Origin of the sequence: Mycolicibacterium llatzerense (genome assembly GCF_000878195.1) — a bacterium.
In the GTDB taxonomy this organism is placed as follows: Bacteria; Actinomycetota; Actinomycetes; order Mycobacteriales; family Mycobacteriaceae; genus Mycobacterium; species Mycobacterium llatzerense.
This window is the reverse complement of the sequence record NZ_JXST01000005.1, coordinates 85184-103457: the sequence shown is the minus strand read 5'-3', so window position 1 is coordinate 103457 and position 18274 is coordinate 85184. Positions and strand designations below refer to the sequence as shown.

The 18274-nt window shown below is 66.7% G+C and carries 21 protein-coding genes; 9 read left to right on the top strand and 12 right to left on the bottom strand.

The genetic code is table 11. From position 1 onward, the window contains the following. Nucleotides 1-17: 17 nt before the first annotated feature. The 4 genes from TL10_RS05050 to TL10_RS30005 all read right to left on the bottom strand — a co-directional run bounded on the left by TL10_RS05050 (nucleotide 18) and on the right by TL10_RS30005 (nucleotide 2020). Nucleotides 18-758, bottom strand: a complete 741-nt coding sequence (locus TL10_RS05050) for an SDR family NAD(P)-dependent oxidoreductase (protein WP_043984830.1) — start codon at nucleotides 756-758, stop codon at nucleotides 18-20. A gap of 62 nt (nucleotides 759-820) precedes the next feature. Beyond that, entirely contained in the window at nucleotides 821-1183 is a 363-nt protein-coding gene (locus TL10_RS05045) for a nuclear transport factor 2 family protein (RefSeq protein ID WP_043395581.1), read from the bottom strand. A gap of 31 nt (nucleotides 1184-1214) precedes the next feature. Continuing rightward, nucleotides 1215-1643 carry a MarR family winged helix-turn-helix transcriptional regulator gene (locus TL10_RS05040; protein ID WP_390892819.1) on the bottom strand — a complete coding sequence of 143 codons (429 nt, stop codon included), beginning with the start codon at nucleotides 1641-1643 and terminating at the stop codon, nucleotides 1215-1217. 227 nt (nucleotides 1644-1870) lie between these two features. Further along, nucleotides 1871-2020: a DUF1059 domain-containing protein gene (locus TL10_RS30005; protein WP_071289247.1), complete on the bottom strand. Its 150-nt coding sequence runs from the start codon at nucleotides 2018-2020 to the stop codon at nucleotides 1871-1873. Nucleotides 2021-2053: 33 nt separating this feature from the next. Between TL10_RS30005 and TL10_RS05035 the strand changes: the two genes are divergently transcribed. Continuing rightward, complete coding sequence (locus tag TL10_RS05035; RefSeq protein ID WP_043984828.1) at nucleotides 2054-2716, top strand: nitroreductase family protein; 663 nt, start codon at nucleotides 2054-2056, stop codon at nucleotides 2714-2716. A gap of 73 nt (nucleotides 2717-2789) precedes the next feature. On the opposite strand, the gene TL10_RS05030 is transcribed toward TL10_RS05035, so the two are convergent. After that, nucleotides 2790-3368, bottom strand: coding sequence for an HhH-GPD-type base excision DNA repair protein (locus TL10_RS05030; protein WP_043395583.1), 579 nt, complete (start codon nucleotides 3366-3368; stop codon nucleotides 2790-2792). A 120-nt stretch (nucleotides 3369-3488) separates the two neighbouring features. Here TL10_RS05030 and TL10_RS05025 point away from each other — a divergent pair, with 120 nt between their 5' ends. Then, nucleotides 3489-3785: a DUF732 domain-containing protein gene (locus TL10_RS05025; RefSeq protein ID WP_043984760.1), complete on the top strand. Its 297-nt coding sequence runs from the start codon at nucleotides 3489-3491 to the stop codon at nucleotides 3783-3785. A gap of 6 nt (nucleotides 3786-3791) precedes the next feature. On the opposite strand, the gene TL10_RS05020 is transcribed toward TL10_RS05025, so the two are convergent. Both TL10_RS05020 and TL10_RS05015 read right to left on the bottom strand, forming a co-directional pair. After that, nucleotides 3792-4670, bottom strand: coding sequence for a dihydrodipicolinate synthase family protein (locus tag TL10_RS05020; RefSeq protein WP_043984759.1), 879 nt, complete (start codon nucleotides 4668-4670; stop codon nucleotides 3792-3794). Nucleotides 4671-4694: 24 nt separating this feature from the next. Then, the gene (locus TL10_RS05015) at nucleotides 4695-5480 is read right to left on the bottom strand and encodes an aldolase (protein WP_043984758.1); all 786 of its coding nucleotides are present in this window, start codon (nucleotides 5478-5480) and stop codon (nucleotides 4695-4697) included. 100 nt (nucleotides 5481-5580) lie between these two features. Between TL10_RS05015 and TL10_RS05010 the strand changes: the two genes are divergently transcribed. The 3 genes from TL10_RS05010 to TL10_RS05000 are packed head-to-tail and all read left to right on the top strand — an operon-like array spanning nucleotide 5581 to nucleotide 8667. After that, on the top strand, nucleotides 5581-6111 hold the full coding sequence (locus tag TL10_RS05010) for a helix-turn-helix domain-containing protein (protein ID WP_043395595.1): 531 nt from the start codon (nucleotides 5581-5583) through the stop codon (nucleotides 6109-6111). Nucleotides 6112-6118: 7 nt separating this feature from the next. Further along, a complete protein-coding gene (locus tag TL10_RS05005; RefSeq protein WP_043984757.1) occupies nucleotides 6119-7339 on the top strand; it encodes an MFS transporter in 1221 nt (406 codons plus the stop codon). 44 nt (nucleotides 7340-7383) lie between these two features. Further along, nucleotides 7384-8667 (top strand): acyltransferase family protein, encoded by a 1284-nt coding sequence (locus tag TL10_RS05000; RefSeq protein WP_043984756.1) that lies wholly within the window; start codon nucleotides 7384-7386, stop codon nucleotides 8665-8667. Between the two features lie 77 nt (nucleotides 8668-8744). On the opposite strand, the gene TL10_RS04995 is transcribed toward TL10_RS05000, so the two are convergent. Further along, nucleotides 8745-8933: a DUF5302 domain-containing protein gene (locus tag TL10_RS04995; RefSeq protein ID WP_043984755.1), complete on the bottom strand. Its 189-nt coding sequence runs from the start codon at nucleotides 8931-8933 to the stop codon at nucleotides 8745-8747. An 18-nt stretch (nucleotides 8934-8951) separates the two neighbouring features. Next, nucleotides 8952-9395 carry a PPOX class F420-dependent oxidoreductase gene (locus tag TL10_RS04990; RefSeq protein WP_043395606.1) on the bottom strand — a complete coding sequence of 148 codons (444 nt, stop codon included), beginning with the start codon at nucleotides 9393-9395 and terminating at the stop codon, nucleotides 8952-8954. Between the two features lie 54 nt (nucleotides 9396-9449). Here TL10_RS04990 and TL10_RS04985 point away from each other — a divergent pair, with 54 nt between their 5' ends. Genes TL10_RS04985 through TL10_RS04975 form a run of 3 tightly spaced genes read left to right on the top strand, consistent with a single transcriptional unit; the run spans nucleotide 9450 to nucleotide 12103 of the window. Further along, nucleotides 9450-9983, top strand: a complete 534-nt coding sequence (locus TL10_RS04985) for a DUF1697 domain-containing protein (protein ID WP_043984753.1) — start codon at nucleotides 9450-9452, stop codon at nucleotides 9981-9983. Next, nucleotides 9980-10816 carry a class I SAM-dependent methyltransferase gene (locus TL10_RS04980; protein WP_043395611.1) on the top strand — a complete coding sequence of 279 codons (837 nt, stop codon included), beginning with the start codon at nucleotides 9980-9982 and terminating at the stop codon, nucleotides 10814-10816. Before TL10_RS04985 ends, TL10_RS04980 begins: the two co-directional genes overlap by 4 nt. Nucleotides 10817-10858: 42 nt before the next feature. Continuing rightward, the gene (locus tag TL10_RS04975; RefSeq protein WP_043984752.1) at nucleotides 10859-12103 is read left to right on the top strand and encodes a uracil-xanthine permease family protein; all 1245 of its coding nucleotides are present in this window, start codon (nucleotides 10859-10861) and stop codon (nucleotides 12101-12103) included. Between the two features lie 9 nt (nucleotides 12104-12112). On the opposite strand, the gene TL10_RS04970 is transcribed toward TL10_RS04975, so the two are convergent. Further along, nucleotides 12113-12502 carry a cupin domain-containing protein gene (locus tag TL10_RS04970; RefSeq protein ID WP_043984751.1) on the bottom strand — a complete coding sequence of 130 codons (390 nt, stop codon included), beginning with the start codon at nucleotides 12500-12502 and terminating at the stop codon, nucleotides 12113-12115. Nucleotides 12503-12554: 52 nt separating this feature from the next. On the opposite strand from TL10_RS04970, the gene TL10_RS04965 reads away from it, so the two are divergent. After that, complete coding sequence (locus TL10_RS04965; protein ID WP_043984750.1) at nucleotides 12555-13526, top strand: GlxA family transcriptional regulator; 972 nt, start codon at nucleotides 12555-12557, stop codon at nucleotides 13524-13526. A 30-nt stretch (nucleotides 13527-13556) separates the two neighbouring features. On the opposite strand, the gene TL10_RS04960 is transcribed toward TL10_RS04965, so the two are convergent. Together TL10_RS04960 and TL10_RS04955 are read right to left on the bottom strand one after the other, a co-directional pair. Then, on the bottom strand, nucleotides 13557-16694 hold the full coding sequence (locus tag TL10_RS04960; protein WP_043984749.1) for a bifunctional cytochrome P450/NADPH--P450 reductase: 3138 nt from the start codon (nucleotides 16692-16694) through the stop codon (nucleotides 13557-13559). Between the two features lie 70 nt (nucleotides 16695-16764). Next, the gene (locus TL10_RS04955) at nucleotides 16765-18270 is read right to left on the bottom strand and encodes a flavin-containing monooxygenase (RefSeq protein WP_043984748.1); all 1506 of its coding nucleotides are present in this window, start codon (nucleotides 18268-18270) and stop codon (nucleotides 16765-16767) included. Between the last annotated feature and the right edge of the window lie 4 nt (nucleotides 18271-18274).

Here is an 18274-nt window from a genome sequence, read left to right as displayed (position 1 = left end):
GTCGTCTCGACGTGTTTCTAGAGCTGGATCTGGCCACCGTCGACGGCCAGCTCCGCCCCGGTCATGAAGCTGCTCTGGTCCGAGGCCAGGAAGAGCACCGCTGCGGCGATCTCCTCGGGGCGCCCCAGCCTCTTCATCGGCACCTGAGCAGCCATGCCGTCGAGTAGATCCTGTTTCTGCTCGGCCGGCGCCAAGCCGGTGAGTCCTGGAGTTTCGATCGGGCCCGGGATGACGGTATTGACCCGGATGTTGCGATCGGCCAGCTCCGCCGCCCACGTGCGACCCAGAGACCGGATGGCGGCTTTGGACGCGGCGTAGAGGCCGAATGCCGGAACGCCCTCGGAGGCGGCGGTGGACCCGGCGAGGATGATCGACGCCCCGTCGTTGAGCAGCGGCAGCGTCTTCTGCACGGTGAACACCGTGCCGGCCACATTGCGATCGAAGTTGTCCCGGTAGTGCTGCGGCGTCACGTCGGCGAGGGTGGCGAAGTCGCCGCCGCCGGCATTGGCGAAGACGACGTCGAGTCCTTTGCCGTGCTTGGCGATTTCGGCGGCCAGGACGTCGAGTTCTTCGGGCTTGCTGATGTCGCTCTGCACACCGTGCGCGCCGATGGACGCGGCCGCCTCGTCGAGCCGAGTGCGATCGCGTCCGGTGATGAAGACGTACGCGCCCTCATCCGCGAGGCGCTTTGCGGTCGCCAGGCCGATGCCCGACGTTCCTCCGGTTACCAGTGCCGTCTTGCCGTCGAGCTGTCCCATGATCGGGCTCCGTTTCTGTGTGGCTTGTAGTTCCACCCGTATCAACTTAGGTGATGTATCACCTATTCCGCATCATTCAACACCGTCCACAACCGGATGATGCGTTCGTCGGCGACCTCGGCGACGTCGAAGCCCGACGCCACCGTGGCGTGGTCCGGGGTGTGAACCTCCCACGCCAGGAAACCCAGGCCACGGGTCTGCCGGACCGGGCCAGCTTTCACGAAGTGCAGGCCGGGCAACTTTTCCTGCAGCTCAGCCGCCTTGGCATTCAGCTGGTCGTGGCCGACGGCGATGCCTTCGTCATCGGTCCACGTCACGTCGTCCGCGTAGGTCTCGGCGATCGCAGCGGCGCGGAGCTGCGGGTCACGCTCGTTGAACACAGCCAGCAGATTGGCTTCCATCAGACCGGCGATGATTTCACTCATGGCACTCCCATAGGTGACTTATCACCTAATTCTAGCCCGGTGAGGGCGGAAGCGAGCTGTGATGATCGAGGTTGACGTGGATGTGCTCCAACGCCGCGGTAAACGGCCCGAGCAGGTTCTCCGGCAGCGGATCGAAGAACAGACTGCGCACCAGGTCGACATGCCCGGGTGCGGCGTCGGCGATCGCCCGACGACCGTTGACGGTCAGCACGACATTGGTGGTGCGGCCGTCCTCGGCGCTCGGCTGACGCTCGGTCAAGCCGCGTTCTTCCATGCGCCGCAGTTGGTGTGAGAGCCGGCTACGTTCCCAGCCGATCTGCGCCGCCAAGTCGCCGACCCGCAGGCCGACACCGTGGTCGCCGCTGAGCGCGACCAGCACGTCGTAGTCAGCCAGTGACAGCCCCGTGTCGGCTTGCAGCTGCCGGTTCATCTCGTAATTCATCCGCAGCTGCACCCGCATGTAGGCCACCCAGGCCCGCTGCTGCTTCGGCGTGAGCCATCCCCGCTCCGGAGTCGGCTCCCCTGCCTTTCTCGGCGTCACGCTCGTCAGTATGACGGCCGGGCACCGATCGAAACGGGACGCGCTGTTCAAACCACGAATCGGAGCCGGTCCCCGCGCGACACCGACAAACAAGCAACAGCGAGCGTGGCTGCCCCCGACGGCAGCCACGCTCGCTTTTTATTGGCTCAGTAAGCCATGAACAGAATCATTTCCCGGTCGTACTCGCGACCGGGGTGCTGCTCGGCGAGATGGGTCTGTGCCTTCTCGACCAGGTCGTCCTCGTCGCTGCCGGAGATCGCCTCGCCGCAGGGGCAATTCAAGTGTGTCTTAGCCATACACATCACCTTCGCATACGCATGATGTTCGGTATGGAGATTTACGACGTCATGCGCACGACCGGGGCCGTCCGTAAGTTCAGCGGCGAGCCCCTGTCCGACGAAGTGCTCGAACGGATCCTCGACAACGCCCGCTTCGCCCCGAGTGGTGGCAACCGGCAGGGCGCGCGGGTGATCGCGGTGCGTGACGTCGAGACGCGCAAGAAACTGGGCGAGCTCTCCAAGCCCGGCGCCAGGCAGTACGTCGCACAGATCGCCGCGGGCGAAGGCCCCTGGAACCCGTTGCGGCCCTGCGGCGTTGACCCCGCCGTCGTCGAGGCCACTCCGGTCCCCGACAGCATGGTCACCGGCACCCTGTTGGGCGCCGAGGTCGTGCTCGTGGTGTGTCTGGACCTGGGTGTGGCCGCGGCGTTCGATCAGCATCTGGATCGCATCGGCGTGATCAGCGGGGCATCGATCTACCCGTTTGTCTGGGGCGTTCTGCTCGCCGCCCGCAACGAAGGCTTCGGCGGCGTGCTGACGACCATGGTGGTGGCGCAGGAGCCCGCAGTGCGCGAACTGCTCGGCATCCCGGACAATTACGCGGTGGCGTGCATGCTGCCACTGGGCAAGCCGGTCACGCAGGTGACGAAGCTGACCCGCCGTCCGGTGTCGGAGTTCACCACCCGGGACCGGTTCGACGGGCCCGCGCTCTAGTTGCGTCGACCGTGGGGTTTTACGAGAAGAATCGCCCGAATTTCCTCGTAATCCCCCACTCTCGAAAGCGGGATCAGGCCTTGGCCGCTTTGGCCGCTGCCTTCATCTGCTTCTTGTAGGCGCGGACCTGGTCCAGTGAGCCCTTGTCGACGACGTCGGCGACGGACATGTGCGTGCCCTGCTTGCCGTAGTCGCCGGCCGCGGTGCGCCAGCCCTCGGGCGTGACGCCGTACTGCTTGCCCAGCAGCGCCAGGAAGATCTTGGCCTTCTGCTCACCAAACCCGGGCAATGCCTTGAGCCGGCGCAGCACCTCCTTGCCGTCGGGGTCGCCGGTGGTCCACAGCGACGCGGCGTTGCCGTCGTACTCGTCGACGATCACCTGCGACAGCGCCTGCACCCGCTTGGCCATGGATCCCGGAAACCGGTGCACCGCAGGGGTTTGCGCGAACAGCTCGGCGAATTTGTCGGGGTTGTAGTCGGCAACGACGCCGGCCTCCAGCCCACCGAGGCGGTCTTCGAGTTTCTTCGGCCCCGCGAACGCCACTTCCATCGGAATCTGTTGATCAAGAAGCATTCCGACCAACAACGCGAACGGGTTGGACTCGAGCAGTGCGTCGGCGGACGGCTCCTGAACCAGCTGCAGCTTCGACATCACGCCAGTTTAGGACCCCGGTAGCCCCAACCCGATTACGACGGTTCAGAGTTTCTGAGTCAGTGCGATGTGCGAACGTGTAGGCCGGTAACCGGTTCACATGCCTGTAGGGGGACGGACATGAGACGTGCAGTCGCGGCTCTTATCGCAGCGATCGCTGCCGCCATTGCCTTGGCCGGCGCGGCCAGCGCCATACCGGACCAGGGCACGCCGCAGTTCGACCAATACCTGCAGGGCCTGGAGCGCAACGGCTACAACCTGAATCCGGATACCGCGTGGCGCGTGGCGCACCAGGCGTGCATCGGCGGCCTCCCCGGCTACATCAATCTGGAGCTGGCCGCGCAGGGCGTCATCGGCCCCGGCGCCCAGCAGCGGGTGATGGACGTCGCCAGAAAGTACGCCTGCCCGGTCGAGTAGGCGCACTCACGCGTCGGCGAGCAGGCCCTTGAGTTCGGCGCGGCCGGCCTCGTCGAGCGGCAGCAACGGCGGACGCGGAGCCCCGGCATTGCGCCCCAACAGATCCAGTCCGGCTTTGACGGTCGTCGGCAGTCCGCCCGCGACGATGAAGCGCAGCAGCGGCGCGAGATCGTCGTAGATCTCCTGCGCGCGAGCCCGATCGCCGCGCCGCACCGCGTCGTACAGATCGAGGCACGGCTGCGGACGTAGATTCGGTGCGGCGGTGCACCATCCGGACGCGCCGGCCAGCAGGGCGTCGAGCACCAGCGGGTTACTCCCGTTGTAGAACGGCAGCGTGCCGCCGGAGAGCTCCTTGATCCGCAGCATCCGGTTGAGGTCGCCGGTGGACTCCTTGACCATGCGGACGTTGTCGATGTCGTTGAACATCCGCACCAGCAGTTCGGGTTGCATGTCGATGCCGCTGGTCGCGGGGTTGTTGTACACCATGATCGGCAGGTCGACGGCGGCCGAGATGCTGGCGTAGTGCTGGAAAATCTCCCGCTCGCCCAGCTTCCAGTACGAGATCGGCAGCACCATCACGGCGTCGGCGCCGGCCTGCTGCGCGTACCGTGCGCGCCGAATGGTGTTGGCGGTGGTCAGATCTGACGCTCCGACGATGACGGGGACCCGGCCGTCGACGACGGCGACGGTGGCGTCGACGACGGCGTCGAACTCGTCCTCGGTGAGGTACGCCGACTCGCCGGTGCTGCCCAGCGGGGCGATGGCGTGCGCGCCGGTGCCGACCAGTTGCTCGACGACGGCCGCCAACGTGGCGGTGTCGACGGTGGCGCCGTCAGCGGTGAACGGGGTGATGGGGTAGGCGATGATGCCGTGGATATCGGTCATGGGGTCGTGTCCCTTCTGGGTTCGTCAGTTGTCGAGGGCGTCGGGGTGGCGCCCCAGCGCGCGCCGTGCGTAGTAGGCGAAGTTGGCGATGCTGCGCTTGGGCGTCAGCGTCCAGTCGTGGGCTTCACGGGCCAGCCGGTCGGGCAGCGGGGCGATGGTGCCGGCGGCCATGGCGGCCAACTGGAGCTTGGCCCCGCGTTCGATGAGCATGGCCAGCGAGCAGGCTTCCTCGACGCTGGCCCCGGCGACCACCTGACCGTGGTGGGCCAGCAGGATTGCCTTCTTGTCCCCCAGCGCACCGGAGATGATCTCGCCTTCCTCGTTGCCCACCGGCACGCCGGGCCAGTCCGCCAGGAACGCGCAGTCGTCGTACAGCGGCGCGATGTCCATCTGCGAGACGATCAGCGGAATTTCGAGCATCGACAGCGCCGCGACGTGGAACGGGTGCGTGTGCACGATGCAGTTCACGTCCGGCCGGGCTCGGTAGATCCAGGAGTGAAAACGGTTGGCGGGGTTGGCCATTCCGCCGCCGTCGAGGACGTTGAGATCCTCGTCGACGAGCAGCAGGTTGCCTGCGGTGATCTCGTCGAAGCCCAGGCCGAGTCGCTGGGTGTAGTAGGTGCCCGGCTCCTCGGCGCGGGCGGTGATCTGCCCGGCCAGGCCCGAGTCGTGTCCGGCGTCGAACAGCGCCCGGCAGGTCAGCGCCAGCTTCTGGCGGACGGTCAGGTTGGACTCCGCGATATGGCGGTTCAGTCCGTCCTCGGCGCGCTGCATCAGTTCGCCCTTGGAGTCGTGCATCGTGTCGGTCATCGGTACTCCCCTCAGCTTTGGTGCGTGGCCGCACCTCAATGACACATTGCTGACCATAGGACACAATGTGTCATGCAGTCAATGGGATATCCTCACATCCGTGAGTGGCTTGTTGCGTGCGGTGCGCCAGCAACGCGGGATGACGCTGGAGGAGCTGGCAGCCGGCACCGGGCTGACCAAGAGCTACCTGTCCAAGGTCGAGCGGGGCCAGAGTGTGCCGTCGATCGCCGCGGCGCTCAAAATCTCCCGAACGCTCGATGTGGATGTGGCGCAACTCTTTTCCGACGATCCGGAAGTCAGCACGTTCACCGTCGAACGCGCCGCCGACCGCGGCACCGCCCGCAATCACGCGATCGCGTCAGGGATGCTGGGCAAAGCCATGTCGCCGTTCGTGGTGCGGCCCGGCCGCCAGTTCGCCGCCCATGCCCACCCGACGCATCCCGGTCAGGAGTTCGTGTTCGTCCACTCGGGGACAATCGAACTCAACTACGACGGCCGTCTCGTCGAGCTGTCCGCCGGCGACAGCGCCTATTTCGACGCCGCCACGCAGCACAAGCTCCGCCAGGTCGGCGACGACGCCGCCGTCGCGGTTGTCGTGACGTCGCCGGCGCCACCCCGGACAATCCGCTGACCGAGGAATGCCAGCGCGTCCCGCCCGCGTTGCCCTACCCGTGCTCCAAACTCGAACCGTGACCTCGCGCCTTGGCTTTCCGCTGCTGGCCTATGCCTTCGCCGCCATCATGTTGGGCACCACGCTGCCGACCCCGATCTACGCGCTGTACGCGCACGAGCTGCACTTCGCGGTCCTGACGACGACGGTCATCTTCTCGGCGTACGCCATCGGCGTGCTGGCCGCACTGCTGCTGTTCGGCCGCTGGTCCGACGCCGTCGGGCGACGGCCGGTGCTGATCGCGGGGGCGCTCGCCGCCATCGCGAGCGCCGTCGTCTTCCTCTACGCCGACAGCGTGCCGTTGCTGCTGGTGGGCAGGTTGTTGTCCGGGTTGTCGGCGGGCATCTTCACCGGCACGGCGACGGCCGCGGTCGTCGAGTCCGTGCCCGAGGCCCGCCGGGAGCAGGCCGCGGCCGGTGCCACCATCGCCAACATCGGCGGGCTCGGCGCCGGACCCGTCGTGGCCGGCCTGCTGGTGCAGTACCTGCCGCACCCGTTGCAGCTGCCGTTCCTCGTGCACATCGTGTTGGCGGTGCTGGCCATCGTGGCGGTCTGGTTGGTCCCGGAGACCTCGAGCCGCACCGGCCGGATCGGTTTCCAGCGGTTGTCGGTCCCCGCCGAAGTCCGCGCGACGTTCGTCCTCGCCGCCACCGCCGCCTTCGCGGGCTTCGCGGTGATGGGCCTGTTCACCGCGGTGGCGCCGTCGTTCGTCAGCAGCGTCATCGGCATCGACAACCACGCTGTCGGCGGCGCCGTAGCGGCCTCGATCTTCGCCGCCTCGGCCGCCGCTCAGCTGGCCGGCCGACGCCTCCATCCCCCGCGGGCCGTCGCGCTGGGCTGCGCGCTCCTGGTCGCGGGCATGGCGATTCTGGCTGTGGCACTGCAGTTTTCGTCGCTGGCCGGCCTGCTGGCCGCGGCCGTGGTGGCCGGCGTCGGGCAGGGCATCAGCTTCAGTCGCGGCCTGGCGGCCGTCGTCGAAGGCACCCCGACCGAGCGTCGCGCCGAAGTCAGTTCGACGTACTTCGTGGTGGCCTACGTGGCCATCTCGCTGCCGGTCGTCAGCCTCGGGTTCGCCGCCCAGCGTTGGGGTCTGCAGGCAGCCGGCGTCAGCTTCGCCGTCGTCATCGCCGTCCTGGCGGCCGTCTGCCTGGCCGCTGTCCTGTGGCAGGAACGCCGCAGGTCAGCGTAATTTGAGTAGCAATACCTAGGGGGTCGGCCCTTACGTTCGAAGGCATGACCACCCGCGTCTTTCCTTCTGCTGCCGAGATCGCGCAGCGCACGCCGGTCGACCGCGACCGCGCCATCGACGTCATCCGCATCGTCTCGTTGATCGGCGTCGTCGCCGGTCACACCATCATGGCGACGAGCATCATCGAAAACGATGTCTTCCGGTGGGGCAACCTGCTCACCACGTCGGTGGTGTTCCAGGCGCTGACCTGGATTTTCCAGATCATGCCGCTGTTCTTCTTCGCCGGTGTCGCGGCCTCGGCCGCGTCGTACCGCAGCGGAATGAGCTGGGGCGGCTGGCTGCTCAAGCGCTGCACCCGGCTGTACCGGCCGGTGTTCTACTACCTGGCGTTCTGGGCCGCGGCGCTGCTGATCCTCAAGCCGCTGCTGCCGATCCACGTCTACGAACCCATCGCCGGCATCAGCATCCAGCTGCTGTGGTTCCTGGGCGCCTACGTGATGGTGCTGGCAGCGGTGCCGCTGCTGATGCGGATCACCACCCTCGGCCAGCTCGTCGCTGCCGTCGCCGGCACCTACGCCCTGGTCGCCCTGGTCGATGCCATCCGCATCAACGACCACGCCTGGTCCGCGCTGGGTTATGTGAATTTCGTGGTGTGGCTGATTCCCGGCATGTTCGGCGTGGCCTACCGCCGCGGACTGCTGACCACCGCAGCCGCCCTGCGCGTCGGCCTGGCCATGCTGGCGGTCAACGTCGCGATGGTCTGGGTCGGCCCCTACGAGCTGAGTCTGGTCGGCATCGAGACCCAGCACATCAAGAACATGACGCCGCCGTCGCTGCTGCTCGCCGGTCACGCAATCATGATGTGCGCGTTCGCCATTGCCGCCGCACCGGCCATCAGCCGCTGGGCCGCCCGGCCGCAGGTGTGGCGCCTCGCGGTGATCGGCAACACCGGCGCCATGACGCTCTACCTGTGGCACATGCCCGCACTGCTCGGGATGCACCTGGCCTTCGATCTGGCGGGTCTGCCCCGCTACCCCGGCCAGCCGCACTTCCTGGTGCTGAGCGTCTACCAGGTGGCGCTCATGGCGGTGCTGGTCGCCGGGCTGTTCCTGCTGCTGCGGCCGTTGGAGAACAACCCCCTGCCGCTGTGGGACGGCGGCCAGGTCTCTGAACCTGGTTGGCGCAGCGCGGCCGTCGGAACCCTGCTGGTCGTCGCCGGCGCCGCCACCCTGGCTTCAGTCGGCTGGGGCCTGAAAGATACCGGCCTGCAATGTGTTTCGGTGATGCTGGTGGCGCTCGTCGGGGCCCGGCTGCTGGCCCGGGATTAGTTGATCTCCGCGAGAAGACGCAAAACTGTCCCTCTTCGTGGGAAAAGGGACAGTTTTGTGTCTGCTCGCGAAAGGCGCTAGCCGCTCTTGCGGCGGAACTCCCGGCGGCCACCACCGACGGCGCCGTGCGACTTGGATTGCTTGGCCCCACGATCCTGGTTTGCGGCGGCGCCGGCGGTACCGGCCTTCTTACGCTCGAGCGCCTCGCGAAACTTCCGCTTGGTCTCGTCGGGCGATGCTGAACCTTCGTCGGAGTTCTCGGCCATACACGCAGCGTAGCGCGTTCAGCGCACGCCCGGAGGCAGCCCGTACAGGTGGGTTATCGGCATGGTGAGCAGCACCCGACGGTCGGCGACCATGGCCCGCCGATAGTCGTCCCAGTCCGGATGCTCACCGGAAATATTGCGGTACAAGGTAATCAGGCCCTCGACGGTATCGTCGTCAGGCGCCGCGGCCGGCGGGCTCAGCACCGCGTCCCCCTCGGCGACCGCATATGCCCAGCCGTCATCGGATCGGACGTAGATCGATGCCCGGGCGTCCCGCCGCAGGTTGCGGGTCTTGGCCCGGGGCTCGGTGATCGACACCCCGATGGTGACGGCCCGTGGGTCGAAGTAATAGGACACGTTCGACAACTGCGGTCGACCGTCGCGTTTGATGGTGGCCAGCACGCCCAGCGAATTGTCGCTGATCAGCGCTAGCAGCTTGTCTTCGAAGACCTGACGGGTCATGGCACCCAGCGTACGGCGCAACTGCCTACCATTGGGCGTCATGACGGAGTTCGGATGACGCGCTACGCCGTGTTTCTGCGCGGCGTAAACGTCGGCGGGGTCAATCTGAAGATGGCCGACGTCGCGGCCACCTTCCGAGAGGCCGGCTTCGATGACGTGAAAACGCTGCTGGCGAGTGGCAACGTGGTGCTGTCCAGTGCCGCGAAGGCAGCCGAAGTCCGCACGAAAGCCGAAGCGGCACTGCGGGAATCATTCGGGTACGACGCCTGGGTGCTGGTGTATCCGATGGACGAACTCCAGTCGATCTCGGCGGACTACCCGTTCGAGCGCGAGGTCGACGGCCACCATTCGTACGTGACGTTCGTCAGCGACCCGGACGTGCTGGACGAGCTCGCGGCGCTTGACCCGGTCGGCGACGAACTGATCAGTCGCGGGCGCGGCGTCCTGTACTGGCAGGTGGCCCGCGGCGACACCCTGAGTAGTGCGATCAGCAAAACGATGGGCAAGAAGCGCTACAAGTCGTCCACCACCACCCGCAATCTGCGGACCGTCGAGAAAGTGCTGGCTTCGGTAGGTTCGAAACCGTGAGTTCAACCCCGAAGATCGACGGCAGCGCACTGACCGGCGTATCCGAGACGGCACTGATGACCCTCCAGGTCCGGGCCAGCGAAGCCCGCCGACCCGACGGAATCATCGACGATCCGGTGGCGGTCGAGTTGGTGGACCGCATCGACTTCGATTTCGCCAAGTTCGGCTATTCGAGCCGCCCCGACATGGCGCTGCGCGCGTTGGCGTTCGACCGCGCCACTCGCGACTATCTGCGCGACCACCCGAAGGCGACCGTGGTGGCGCTGGCCGAAGGCCTGCAGACCAGCTTCTACCGACTTTCCGCGACTGAGCCCGATCCGCAATTCCATTGGCTGACAGTCGATCTACCGCCGATGATCGAGGTCCGCAGCCAGCTGTTGCCGGCATCGGACCGGGTTTCGGTGTGCGCACAGTCGGCGTTGGATTACAGCTGGATGGACCAGGTCGACACGTCCGAGGGCGTCTTCATCACGGCCGAAGGCCTGTTGATGTACCTGCAGCCCGAGGAGTCATTGGGGCTGATCGCCGAGTGCGCCAAACGGTTCCCGGGCGGACGACTGATGTTCGATTCGCCGCCCGCACTGTTCGCCAGAATGGTCGGACGCGGGATGCGGACCTCCCTGCGCTACCGGGTGCCGCCGATGCCGTTCACCCTGTCGGCAAGCCAGGCCGCGCGATTGGTCGACACCATCCCGGGAATTCGAGCGGTCCACGACGTCGAGGCCCCCGCCACTCGCAGCCGGGTGCTCAACGCCATGATGTCGACGGCGCACCGGTTCCCGTCGTTGTTCGACGCGGTCCGGCCCGCCATGACCCTGCTCGAATTCGGCTAGCACTCCCGCGCGAAGACGCACCCCATCGGGCAATATGACCGGATGGTTGCGCTCCCCTGGAAGCCGGTAGGACCGGACGCCGCTGTCGTCGCGCCCGACGAACGGCTCAGCTGGCCCCGCACCATCGGTATCGGCGCACAGCATGTGGTGGCGATGTTCGGCGCCACCTTCCTGGTGCCGGTCCTGACCGGTTTCCCGCCGGCCACCACGCTGTTGTTCTCCGGCGTCGGCACAATTCTGTTCCTGCTGATCACCGGAAACCGGCTGCCGAGTTATCTCGGATCCAGCTTCTCGGTGATCGCGCCGGTGACCGCCGCGGTCGCGTCGCACGGAACCGGTAGCGCGCTGGGCGGTTTGATCGCCGTGGGTGTGCTGCTGATCCTCGTCGGCGGGGTCGTGCATCTGGTCGGCACGCACTGGCTGGATGCCACGCTGCCGCCGGTGGTCACCGGCGCGATCGTCGCCCTCATCGGGTTCAACCTGGCCCCGGCGGCGAAGCACAATTTCGAGAAGGGACCGCTGGTCGGCCTGGTGACGCTCGTGCTGCTGGTCGCGACGCTGGCGTTCTTCCGCGGCATCATCGGCCGGCTGGCCATCTTCCTCGCCGTGGTCATCGGCTATCTGCTGGCGCTGGCCCTCGGCGAGGTCGACACCGCGGCCATCGCTGCCGCCCCGTGGATCGGGCTGCCCGAATTCCATGGTCCGTCATTCAGTCTGGCGGTCCTGCCGATGTTCCTGCCGGCAGTGATCGCACTGATCGCCGAGAACATCGGGCACGTGAAATCAGTTGGCCAAATGACCGGCCGCGATCTGGATCCCCTGATGGGACGGGCGCTGGCGGCCGACGGGGTGGCCACCGTGCTGGCCGGAGCGGGCGGTGGATCGGCCACCACCACCTACGCCGAGAACATCGGGGTGATGGCTGCGACGCGCATCTACTCCACCGCCGCGTATTGGGTCGCCGCCGTGGTGGCCGTCGTACTGTCGTTGTGCCCCAAGGTCGGTGCCGCCATCTCCGCCATTCCGCCCGGCGTGCTGGGCGGCGCGACGATCGTGCTCTACGGTCTGGTCGGCATCCTCGGGGTGCGGATCTGGCTGACCAACCACGTGGATTTCTCCCAGCCGATCAACCAGATGACCGCCGCTATCCCGCTCATCATCGGTATCGCCGATTTCACCTGGCAGGCCGGACCATTGACGTTCACCGGTATCGCGCTGGGTTCCATTGCGGCGCTGGTGATCTACCACGCCATGCGCGGGCTGACCGCGATCCGCGGAGCGCGCTGACCGCCGAGGTTATGCCGGCAGCCCGGTGGTCGAGGTGATGTGGACCGGAATTTCTCCCTCGTAGTCACCAGTGCTGAGCGTCCCGGTCGGCTCGAGCAGCATCACCGCTGCACCGGTCGAGGATTGCGGACAGTGCTCGGTGCCACGGGGAACAACGAACACGTCATGGCGTCCGAGGTGCACGACCCTCTCGTCACCTGACTCGCGCAGGTGAATATCCATGTTGCCGTCGAGCACGATGAACAGCTCGTCGGTCTCGGGGTGGGAGTGCCACACAAAGGTGCCTTCTATCTTGGCCAGCCGGACGTCCCAATCGTTGACGTTGGCCAGGATTCGTGGGCTCCACCGCTCTTCGAAAGACGCCAGGACCGTGTCGATATTCGTGCTCGCGTTCGTCATACGTCGATCTTGTGGTGTTGCGCCGATCGCCGAACAGTGCAAGGAATGACATATGTCGCAAGATTCCTCGCACCCGCATATCGTCGTCGCCCTGGTCGACGAGGGATCCAACCCCTTCGAACTGGCTTGCCTGACCGAGGTCCTCGGAATCGACCGGCCCGAAGCCGGGGGGCTGCTCTATGACTTTCAGATGTGCGCACGTCTGCCGCAGGTAACGATGAGGCAGGGCTTTTTCGCGATGACCGGGATCAGGACGCTATCAGCCTTGGAATCAGCTGACACGGTGATCGTTCCCAACCGGCCCGACACAACCACGCCGCACCACCGCGACGTACTCGATGCGATCTCACGGGCCCACTCACGTGGCGCGCGCATGATCGGTATGTGCAGCGGAGCATTCACCCTCGCCGAGGCCGGAGTTCTCGCTCAGCGCCGAGTGACAGTGCACTGGCAATGGGCTGAAGAGTTCCGGAACCGATACCCGCTGGTGCACGTCGATGACGCAGTCCTCTTCGTCGACGATGGCGACATCCTGACTTCGGCAGGCAGCGCTTCAGCGCTGGACCTGGCATTGCACGTGGTGCGCCGAGACCACGGAGCAGAGATCGGCACCGCCGTCGCACGCCGCCTCGTGTTCCCGGGCCACCGCCCCGGCGGGCAACAACAATTCATCGAACGACCCCTCCCCGCCGAGCCGCAGAGCCCACTCGCTCAAGCCCTCATATGGGCCGAGCAGCATGCAACACAACCGATTTCGGTTATCGACATCGCCGCGAGCGCTGCAATGAGCACCGCAACACTCCATCGCCATTTTCGCGCCGAGCTGGGCTGCACTCCCCACCAATGGCTAACCAACGTGCGCATCGAACATGCTCGCAGGCTCCTCGAGCAGACACATCTGGCCGTAGATCAGGTAGCGCACCGAAGCGGCCTGGGAACGGCGTCCAACCTTCGCAATCGCCTCGCCGCTCATACCGGGCTCACGCCCTCCGCCTATCGCCGGTCGTTCGGTCGGCAACCGTAGCGCGAGTGAGACCCTCTCGGCCGGCAACAACTAACCGGCCCAGACGTCCTCGACGTAGCGGTCGGTGTTGACCAGGCCGGTGAGCCAGGCGCGGGCCGCGTCATCATCGGCGCCGGTCCGACTGCGGTAGATGTCCTGGAACGCCGCGCGCACCGCGGGCGCCATCCGGGCACCGTCACCGCACACGTAGACGTGGGTGTCGTTGTCCGGGTTTCCGAGCATGTCCCAGACCTCGTCGGCGTCCGCGGCGATCCGGTCCTGCACGTACCTGACCTCGTCACCGGCCCGGGAGAACGCCGGCCGCATCCGGACGATGCCAAGGCGTTCGGCGTCCTCGGCCTCGTCGCGGAACAGGTAGTCCACGTCGGGATGACGCACGCCGAAGAAACACAGGGCGGCGGTGAACGGCTCCCCCGCTTCCAGCGCACCCAACCGGTCGCCGATAAATCCCCGGAAGGGAGCGACGCCCGTGCCGGCACTGACCAGGATGACGTTGCGGGTCGGGTCGGCGCCGGCCCGGAAGGCCTGGCGCGCCGGATCGACGCGCATCCGGATCTGCTGTCCCGGAACGGAATCCGCCAAGTAGCTGGATGAGACGCCACGGAACAAGCCGGAGCCGGATCGGGCCGGTCCTTCCAGCACCCCCACCACCAGCTCGACTTCCCGGACCCGACGCCGGGACGACGTGGCGATCGAATAGTGGCGCGGGGACATCGGTTCGAACAGTTCCAGCAGCTCTTCACGGCTGAGCTGCGTGGCCGGGAATTCCGCCAGGCACTCGGTGATGCTCAATGCGCGCGCCTCGGGCTCGTCGGCCAATGCGGTCAGCGCGGCACGCTCCGGCGGACATGGGTTCGCCGCCGCGAGCCGGAGCAACTGGCTACGAGTGGCCGGCTTGCGGAGCTCGAGGAAGTGCGTGAGCAGTTCGCGCACAGTGACTTCCCGGTCGACCGGGATGGCCCGCCGCGTACTGCGCCGTGGGTTGATCGAGATGCGGCGATCGAGGCGCAGGTCCAGCAGTTCACCGACCTCGTCGACGAGCGCGGGGCTGTTGTCGGGCAGCACGGTGAGGTGGTCGCCGGTCTGGTAGTCGACGCCGTCGGGCAGGGCGATGCGGATCAACCGCTTGTCCTGTCCGAACTCGGAGCCGGTGTCCACCAGCGGAATGTTGTCCAGCACCGTGGCCGGCTGCACCTGGTAGCGGGCGTCGATCGCTGCGGTGACGGGCCCGTCGATGGCGCGCAGATCGTAGAGCGACTCGTCCGCCACGGGTTCATCCGTGGCAACGGCGCCGAAGACGCCGCCGAGCGCATTCCACAGTGCCACCGAGAAGTCCTCGACCACGCCGGCGAAGTCACCCGAGGTGTCGGCTTCGACCATCGGAAGGATTTGTGTGGCACCGAGTTCCGCGAGCCGCGTGTCGATGCGCCGGGGTATCGCCATATAGGTCTCGGCCCAGTTGCGGTCTCCGACACCGAGAACCACGTACGGCACCGCAGGTGCCTGGGTGGCGGCGCTGTCCAGCCAGTCCACGAACGCGCGGGCGTCGTCGGTCGGCATCCCGTTGTACGACGCGGCGACGATCACCACCGCACCCTGGTCCGGCAGCGCGCCGGTCGCGGAATCCAAAGCAGCGACGGTTGTTTCATAGCCGAGGTCGACGGCTTCATCGCCGAGTTGCTGCGCCAGCGCCCGGCAGTTGCCGAGGTTCGACCCATGCAGCACAAGCAGTTTCGTGCCCGACGGCACGGCAGCGCGTGATTGCGTCACCGGCGCCGCCAGCACGGCCGCCGGCGCCTGCCGACGGTCCTCCGGGGTACGGCGGATGAGCTTGAGCTGGAAGCCTTCCGGCTTGCGCAGCAGGTCGCTGTGGGTGCGCAAGGTGTAGTGCTCGACGTCAACGAACCGGTAGCGGTGGACCAGTGTCGCGATCGCCATCGTCGCTTCATGGAGCGCGAACTGGCGCCCGATACAGGACCGCGCGCCGGTCCCGAACGGCTTGAACAGGTTGGCCGGACGCTGCCCGGCACGGTCGATGTCGAACCGATCCGGGTCGAAGATGTCGGCGTTGTCGCCCCACTCGGGCTGACGGTGCAGCGACGACGTCAGCACCGTCACTGCTTCACCCCGCCGCACCGGGTACTGGCCACCGATCACGGTGTTCGCCAACGCCATTCGATCGAATTCTCGCACCGGCGGGGACAGCCGCAGCGTCTCGTCGATGATCTGGCGGATGTAGGTGAGCTTGCCGATCTCGTCGAAGGCCGGCACGTGGTCGTCCTCGGGGCCGAAGAGCGCGTCGACCTCCGCCTGCGCCCGGTGCAGCACCGCCGGGTTCTTGACGATGCTGTACAGCGCGGTCGGCATCACCGTCGACGTGGTGTCCTGCCCGGCGACCAGGAACGTGGCGATCTGGTTGCGGATGCTGTCGTCGTCGAGGATCGGGGCGCCGTCGGGTCCCGGTTGCAGCATCAACGCCAGCAGGTCGTCGACGTCCACCTCACCGGCGCGGTGCTGGGCGATGAGGTCGGTGATGAAGCTGAACAGCTTGCCGCGCTCGGTCTGGAACACCGCTTGGTCACCGTTGGCGCCGGCCAGCACCTGGTCCAGGGTGGCCGCGAAACTCGCGGGGATGTCGGCGAGTCCGTCGTGCTGATAGGAGTCGAACCGTGCGCCGAACCCGGCCAGGCCGACGGTGTCCATCGCGAGCTTGGCCAGGTCACCCGCGACGTCCACGGTGCGGGCGCCGACGGCCGCGTCCCACTGCTCGATCAGCTGCCGGTTGATGTCCAGCATCGCCGGGTGGTAGCTGCGCAGTCCACTGAAACTGAAGCCGGGGATCAGGACGTCGTGGGCCTCCTGCCAGCCTTCCTCGCCGGGGTAGGCGGTGAACAATCCGTTGCCGACGACCGGACGGAACCTGGCTAACCGGTCCGTCAGGGCCTTGGTGAACCGGGTCTCGTCGCACAGTTCGTCGACCAGCGCCAGGGAGCAGGCGTACAAGCGGCGACTGGCACCGAAGTCGGCGTAGAACAGCGGGCCGTATTGCTCGGTCAGCAAATCCAGTGGCAACGAATAAGGCCGTCCGGGCACAGGCCCGGACGGCAATTCGACGCCTACAGCTGAAGGGACACCAGGGATTTCGGGCGGTACAGCTGGCGACTCCATACTTCCCGTCGCTTCGCTCGCCTTAGATGTCTCCACTCACGCCAGCGTAAACGTCCGCGACGAGTGCCGATCAGGAAACCGGCACGCGCTCTCGATCTTCTGCGCGCTCCGCGGCGGCGAACCGCAGGTTCGGATCCGTCACCGCGCCGTGCCGCAGCACCTCACGGTCGAAGTTGTAGTTCATCGACATCACCCACGGCCCCGAGGCGCCCTGCCGCGGCAGGGTGTCAGCGACCCGCTGCACATATCCGGCGGCGAAGTCCAACAGCGGCTTGGTCTCCATTCCCGCGCCGTCGAACACCGGTCGGACGCTGTCGAAACCGCCCTCGTCCATGTGGCTCAGCAGACGGCAGAAGTGCTCGCACAGCAGCCCGACCTTGAGCGTCCACGAGGAGTTGGTGTAACCGAAGGCAAAGGCGAAGTTCGGTACGCCCGACAACATGATGCCCTTGTACGCAACGGTGTCCGCCAGGTTCACCGCCTGACCATCGACTGTCAGCGAGATCCCACCGAACAGTTGGACGTTCAAACCCGTTGCGGTGACGATGATGTCCGCGTCCAGGTGCTGCCCGGACTCCAGCTCGATGCCGGTCTCGGTGAAGGTGGCGATGCGGTCCGTGACGACCGATGCCTTGCCGGCGCTGATCGCTTTGAACAAATCCGCGTCCGGAACCGCGCACAACCGCTGGTCCCACGGGTTGTAGGCGGGGCTGAAGTGCTCGTCGACCGGGTATCCCGCGGGCAGCTGCTTGGCATTGATCGAGCGGATCAGCTTCCGCGCCACGGTGGGGAACTTCTGGCAAAAGGTATACACCGCACGCTGTTTCGCGATGTTCTTGCGACGGGCCAGCGCGTAGCCACGGTCTGCGCCGAGCAGGCGACCGGCCGCATTCGCGAACGCGTCCTTGGCCGGCACCGGCATGATGTAGGTCGGCGAGCGCTGCAGCATGGTGACGTGCGCGGCGGTGGCGGCCATCGACGGCACCAGCGTCACCGCCGTCGCGCCGCTGCCGATGATGACGACCTTCTTGCCGGTGTAATCGAGGTCCTCGGGCCAGTGCTGCGGGTGCACAATCTGCCCCGCGAAGCGGTCGCGGCCGGGGAACTGCGGGGTGAAGCCCTGGTCGTAGCGGTAGTAGCCGCCGGCGCAGAACAGCCAGTTGGCCGAAATTTGGACCAGCTCGTCGGTGTCGGTGCGCTCGACGTCGACGAGCCAGCGCGCTGTGTCGCTGTCCCAGGCCGCACCGAGGACCTTGTGGTGGAACCGGATGTTGCGGTCAATGTTGTTCTCGCGGACCGTCTCTCGCAGGTAGGCGAGAATCTTGTCGGCGGAGGCGATGGCGTCCTCGTCGCGCCACGGCTTGAATTCGTAGCCGAAAGTGTGCAGGTCGGAGTCGGAGCGAATGCCGGGGTACCGGAACAGGTCCCAGGTCCCGCCCGTCGCGCCGCGGGACTCCAGGATGGCGTACGACCGTCCCGGGTGCTCCTGCTGCAGGTAGTAGGCGGCGCCGATGCCGGAGATTCCGGCGCCGACGATCAGCACGTCGACCTGGGTGGTGGTGGCGGTGTGCTTCATTGCA

What these genes read in the sequence shown, in the direction of transcription:
- TL10_RS05050 (WP_043984830.1), bottom strand. Translation starts at nt 758, where the DNA reads ATGGGACAGCTCGACGGCAAGACGGCACTGGTAACCGGAGGAACGTCG.
- TL10_RS05045 (WP_043395581.1), bottom strand. Translation starts at nt 1,183, where the DNA reads ATGAGTGAAATCATCGCCGGTCTGATGGAAGCCAATCTGCTGGCTGTG.
- TL10_RS05040 (WP_390892819.1), bottom strand. Translation starts at nt 1,643, where the DNA reads ATGCGGGTGCAGCTGCGGATGAATTACGAGATGAACCGGCAGCTGCAA.
- TL10_RS30005 (WP_071289247.1), bottom strand. Translation starts at nt 2,020, where the DNA reads ATGGCTAAGACACACTTGAATTGCCCCTGCGGCGAGGCGATCTCCGGC.
- TL10_RS05035 (WP_043984828.1), top strand. Translation starts at nt 2,054, where the DNA reads ATGGAGATTTACGACGTCATGCGCACGACCGGGGCCGTCCGTAAGTTC.
- TL10_RS05030 (WP_043395583.1), bottom strand. Translation starts at nt 3,368, where the DNA reads ATGTCGAAGCTGCAGCTGGTTCAGGAGCCGTCCGCCGACGCACTGCTC.
- TL10_RS05025 (WP_043984760.1), top strand. Translation starts at nt 3,489, where the DNA reads ATGAGACGTGCAGTCGCGGCTCTTATCGCAGCGATCGCTGCCGCCATT.
- TL10_RS05020 (WP_043984759.1), bottom strand. Translation starts at nt 4,670, where the DNA reads ATGACCGATATCCACGGCATCATCGCCTACCCCATCACCCCGTTCACC.
- TL10_RS05015 (WP_043984758.1), bottom strand. Translation starts at nt 5,480, where the DNA reads ATGACCGACACGATGCACGACTCCAAGGGCGAACTGATGCAGCGCGCC.
- TL10_RS05005 (WP_043984757.1), top strand. Translation starts at nt 6,119, where the DNA reads ATGCCAGCGCGTCCCGCCCGCGTTGCCCTACCCGTGCTCCAAACTCGA.
- TL10_RS05000 (WP_043984756.1), top strand. Translation starts at nt 7,384, where the DNA reads ATGACCACCCGCGTCTTTCCTTCTGCTGCCGAGATCGCGCAGCGCACG.
- TL10_RS04995 (WP_043984755.1), bottom strand. Translation starts at nt 8,933, where the DNA reads ATGGCCGAGAACTCCGACGAAGGTTCAGCATCGCCCGACGAGACCAAG.
- TL10_RS04990 (WP_043395606.1), bottom strand. Translation starts at nt 9,395, where the DNA reads ATGACCCGTCAGGTCTTCGAAGACAAGCTGCTAGCGCTGATCAGCGAC.
- TL10_RS04985 (WP_043984753.1), top strand. Translation starts at nt 9,450, where the DNA reads ATGACGCGCTACGCCGTGTTTCTGCGCGGCGTAAACGTCGGCGGGGTC.
- TL10_RS04975 (WP_043984752.1), top strand. Translation starts at nt 10,859, where the DNA reads ATGGTTGCGCTCCCCTGGAAGCCGGTAGGACCGGACGCCGCTGTCGTC.
- TL10_RS04970 (WP_043984751.1), bottom strand. Translation starts at nt 12,502, where the DNA reads ATGACGAACGCGAGCACGAATATCGACACGGTCCTGGCGTCTTTCGAA.
- TL10_RS04965 (WP_043984750.1), top strand. Translation starts at nt 12,555, where the DNA reads ATGTCGCAAGATTCCTCGCACCCGCATATCGTCGTCGCCCTGGTCGAC.
- TL10_RS04960 (WP_043984749.1), bottom strand. Translation starts at nt 16,694, where the DNA reads ATGGAGTCGCCAGCTGTACCGCCCGAAATCCCTGGTGTCCCTTCAGCT.
- TL10_RS04955 (WP_043984748.1), bottom strand. Translation starts at nt 18,270, where the DNA reads ATGAAGCACACCGCCACCACCACCCAGGTCGACGTGCTGATCGTCGGC.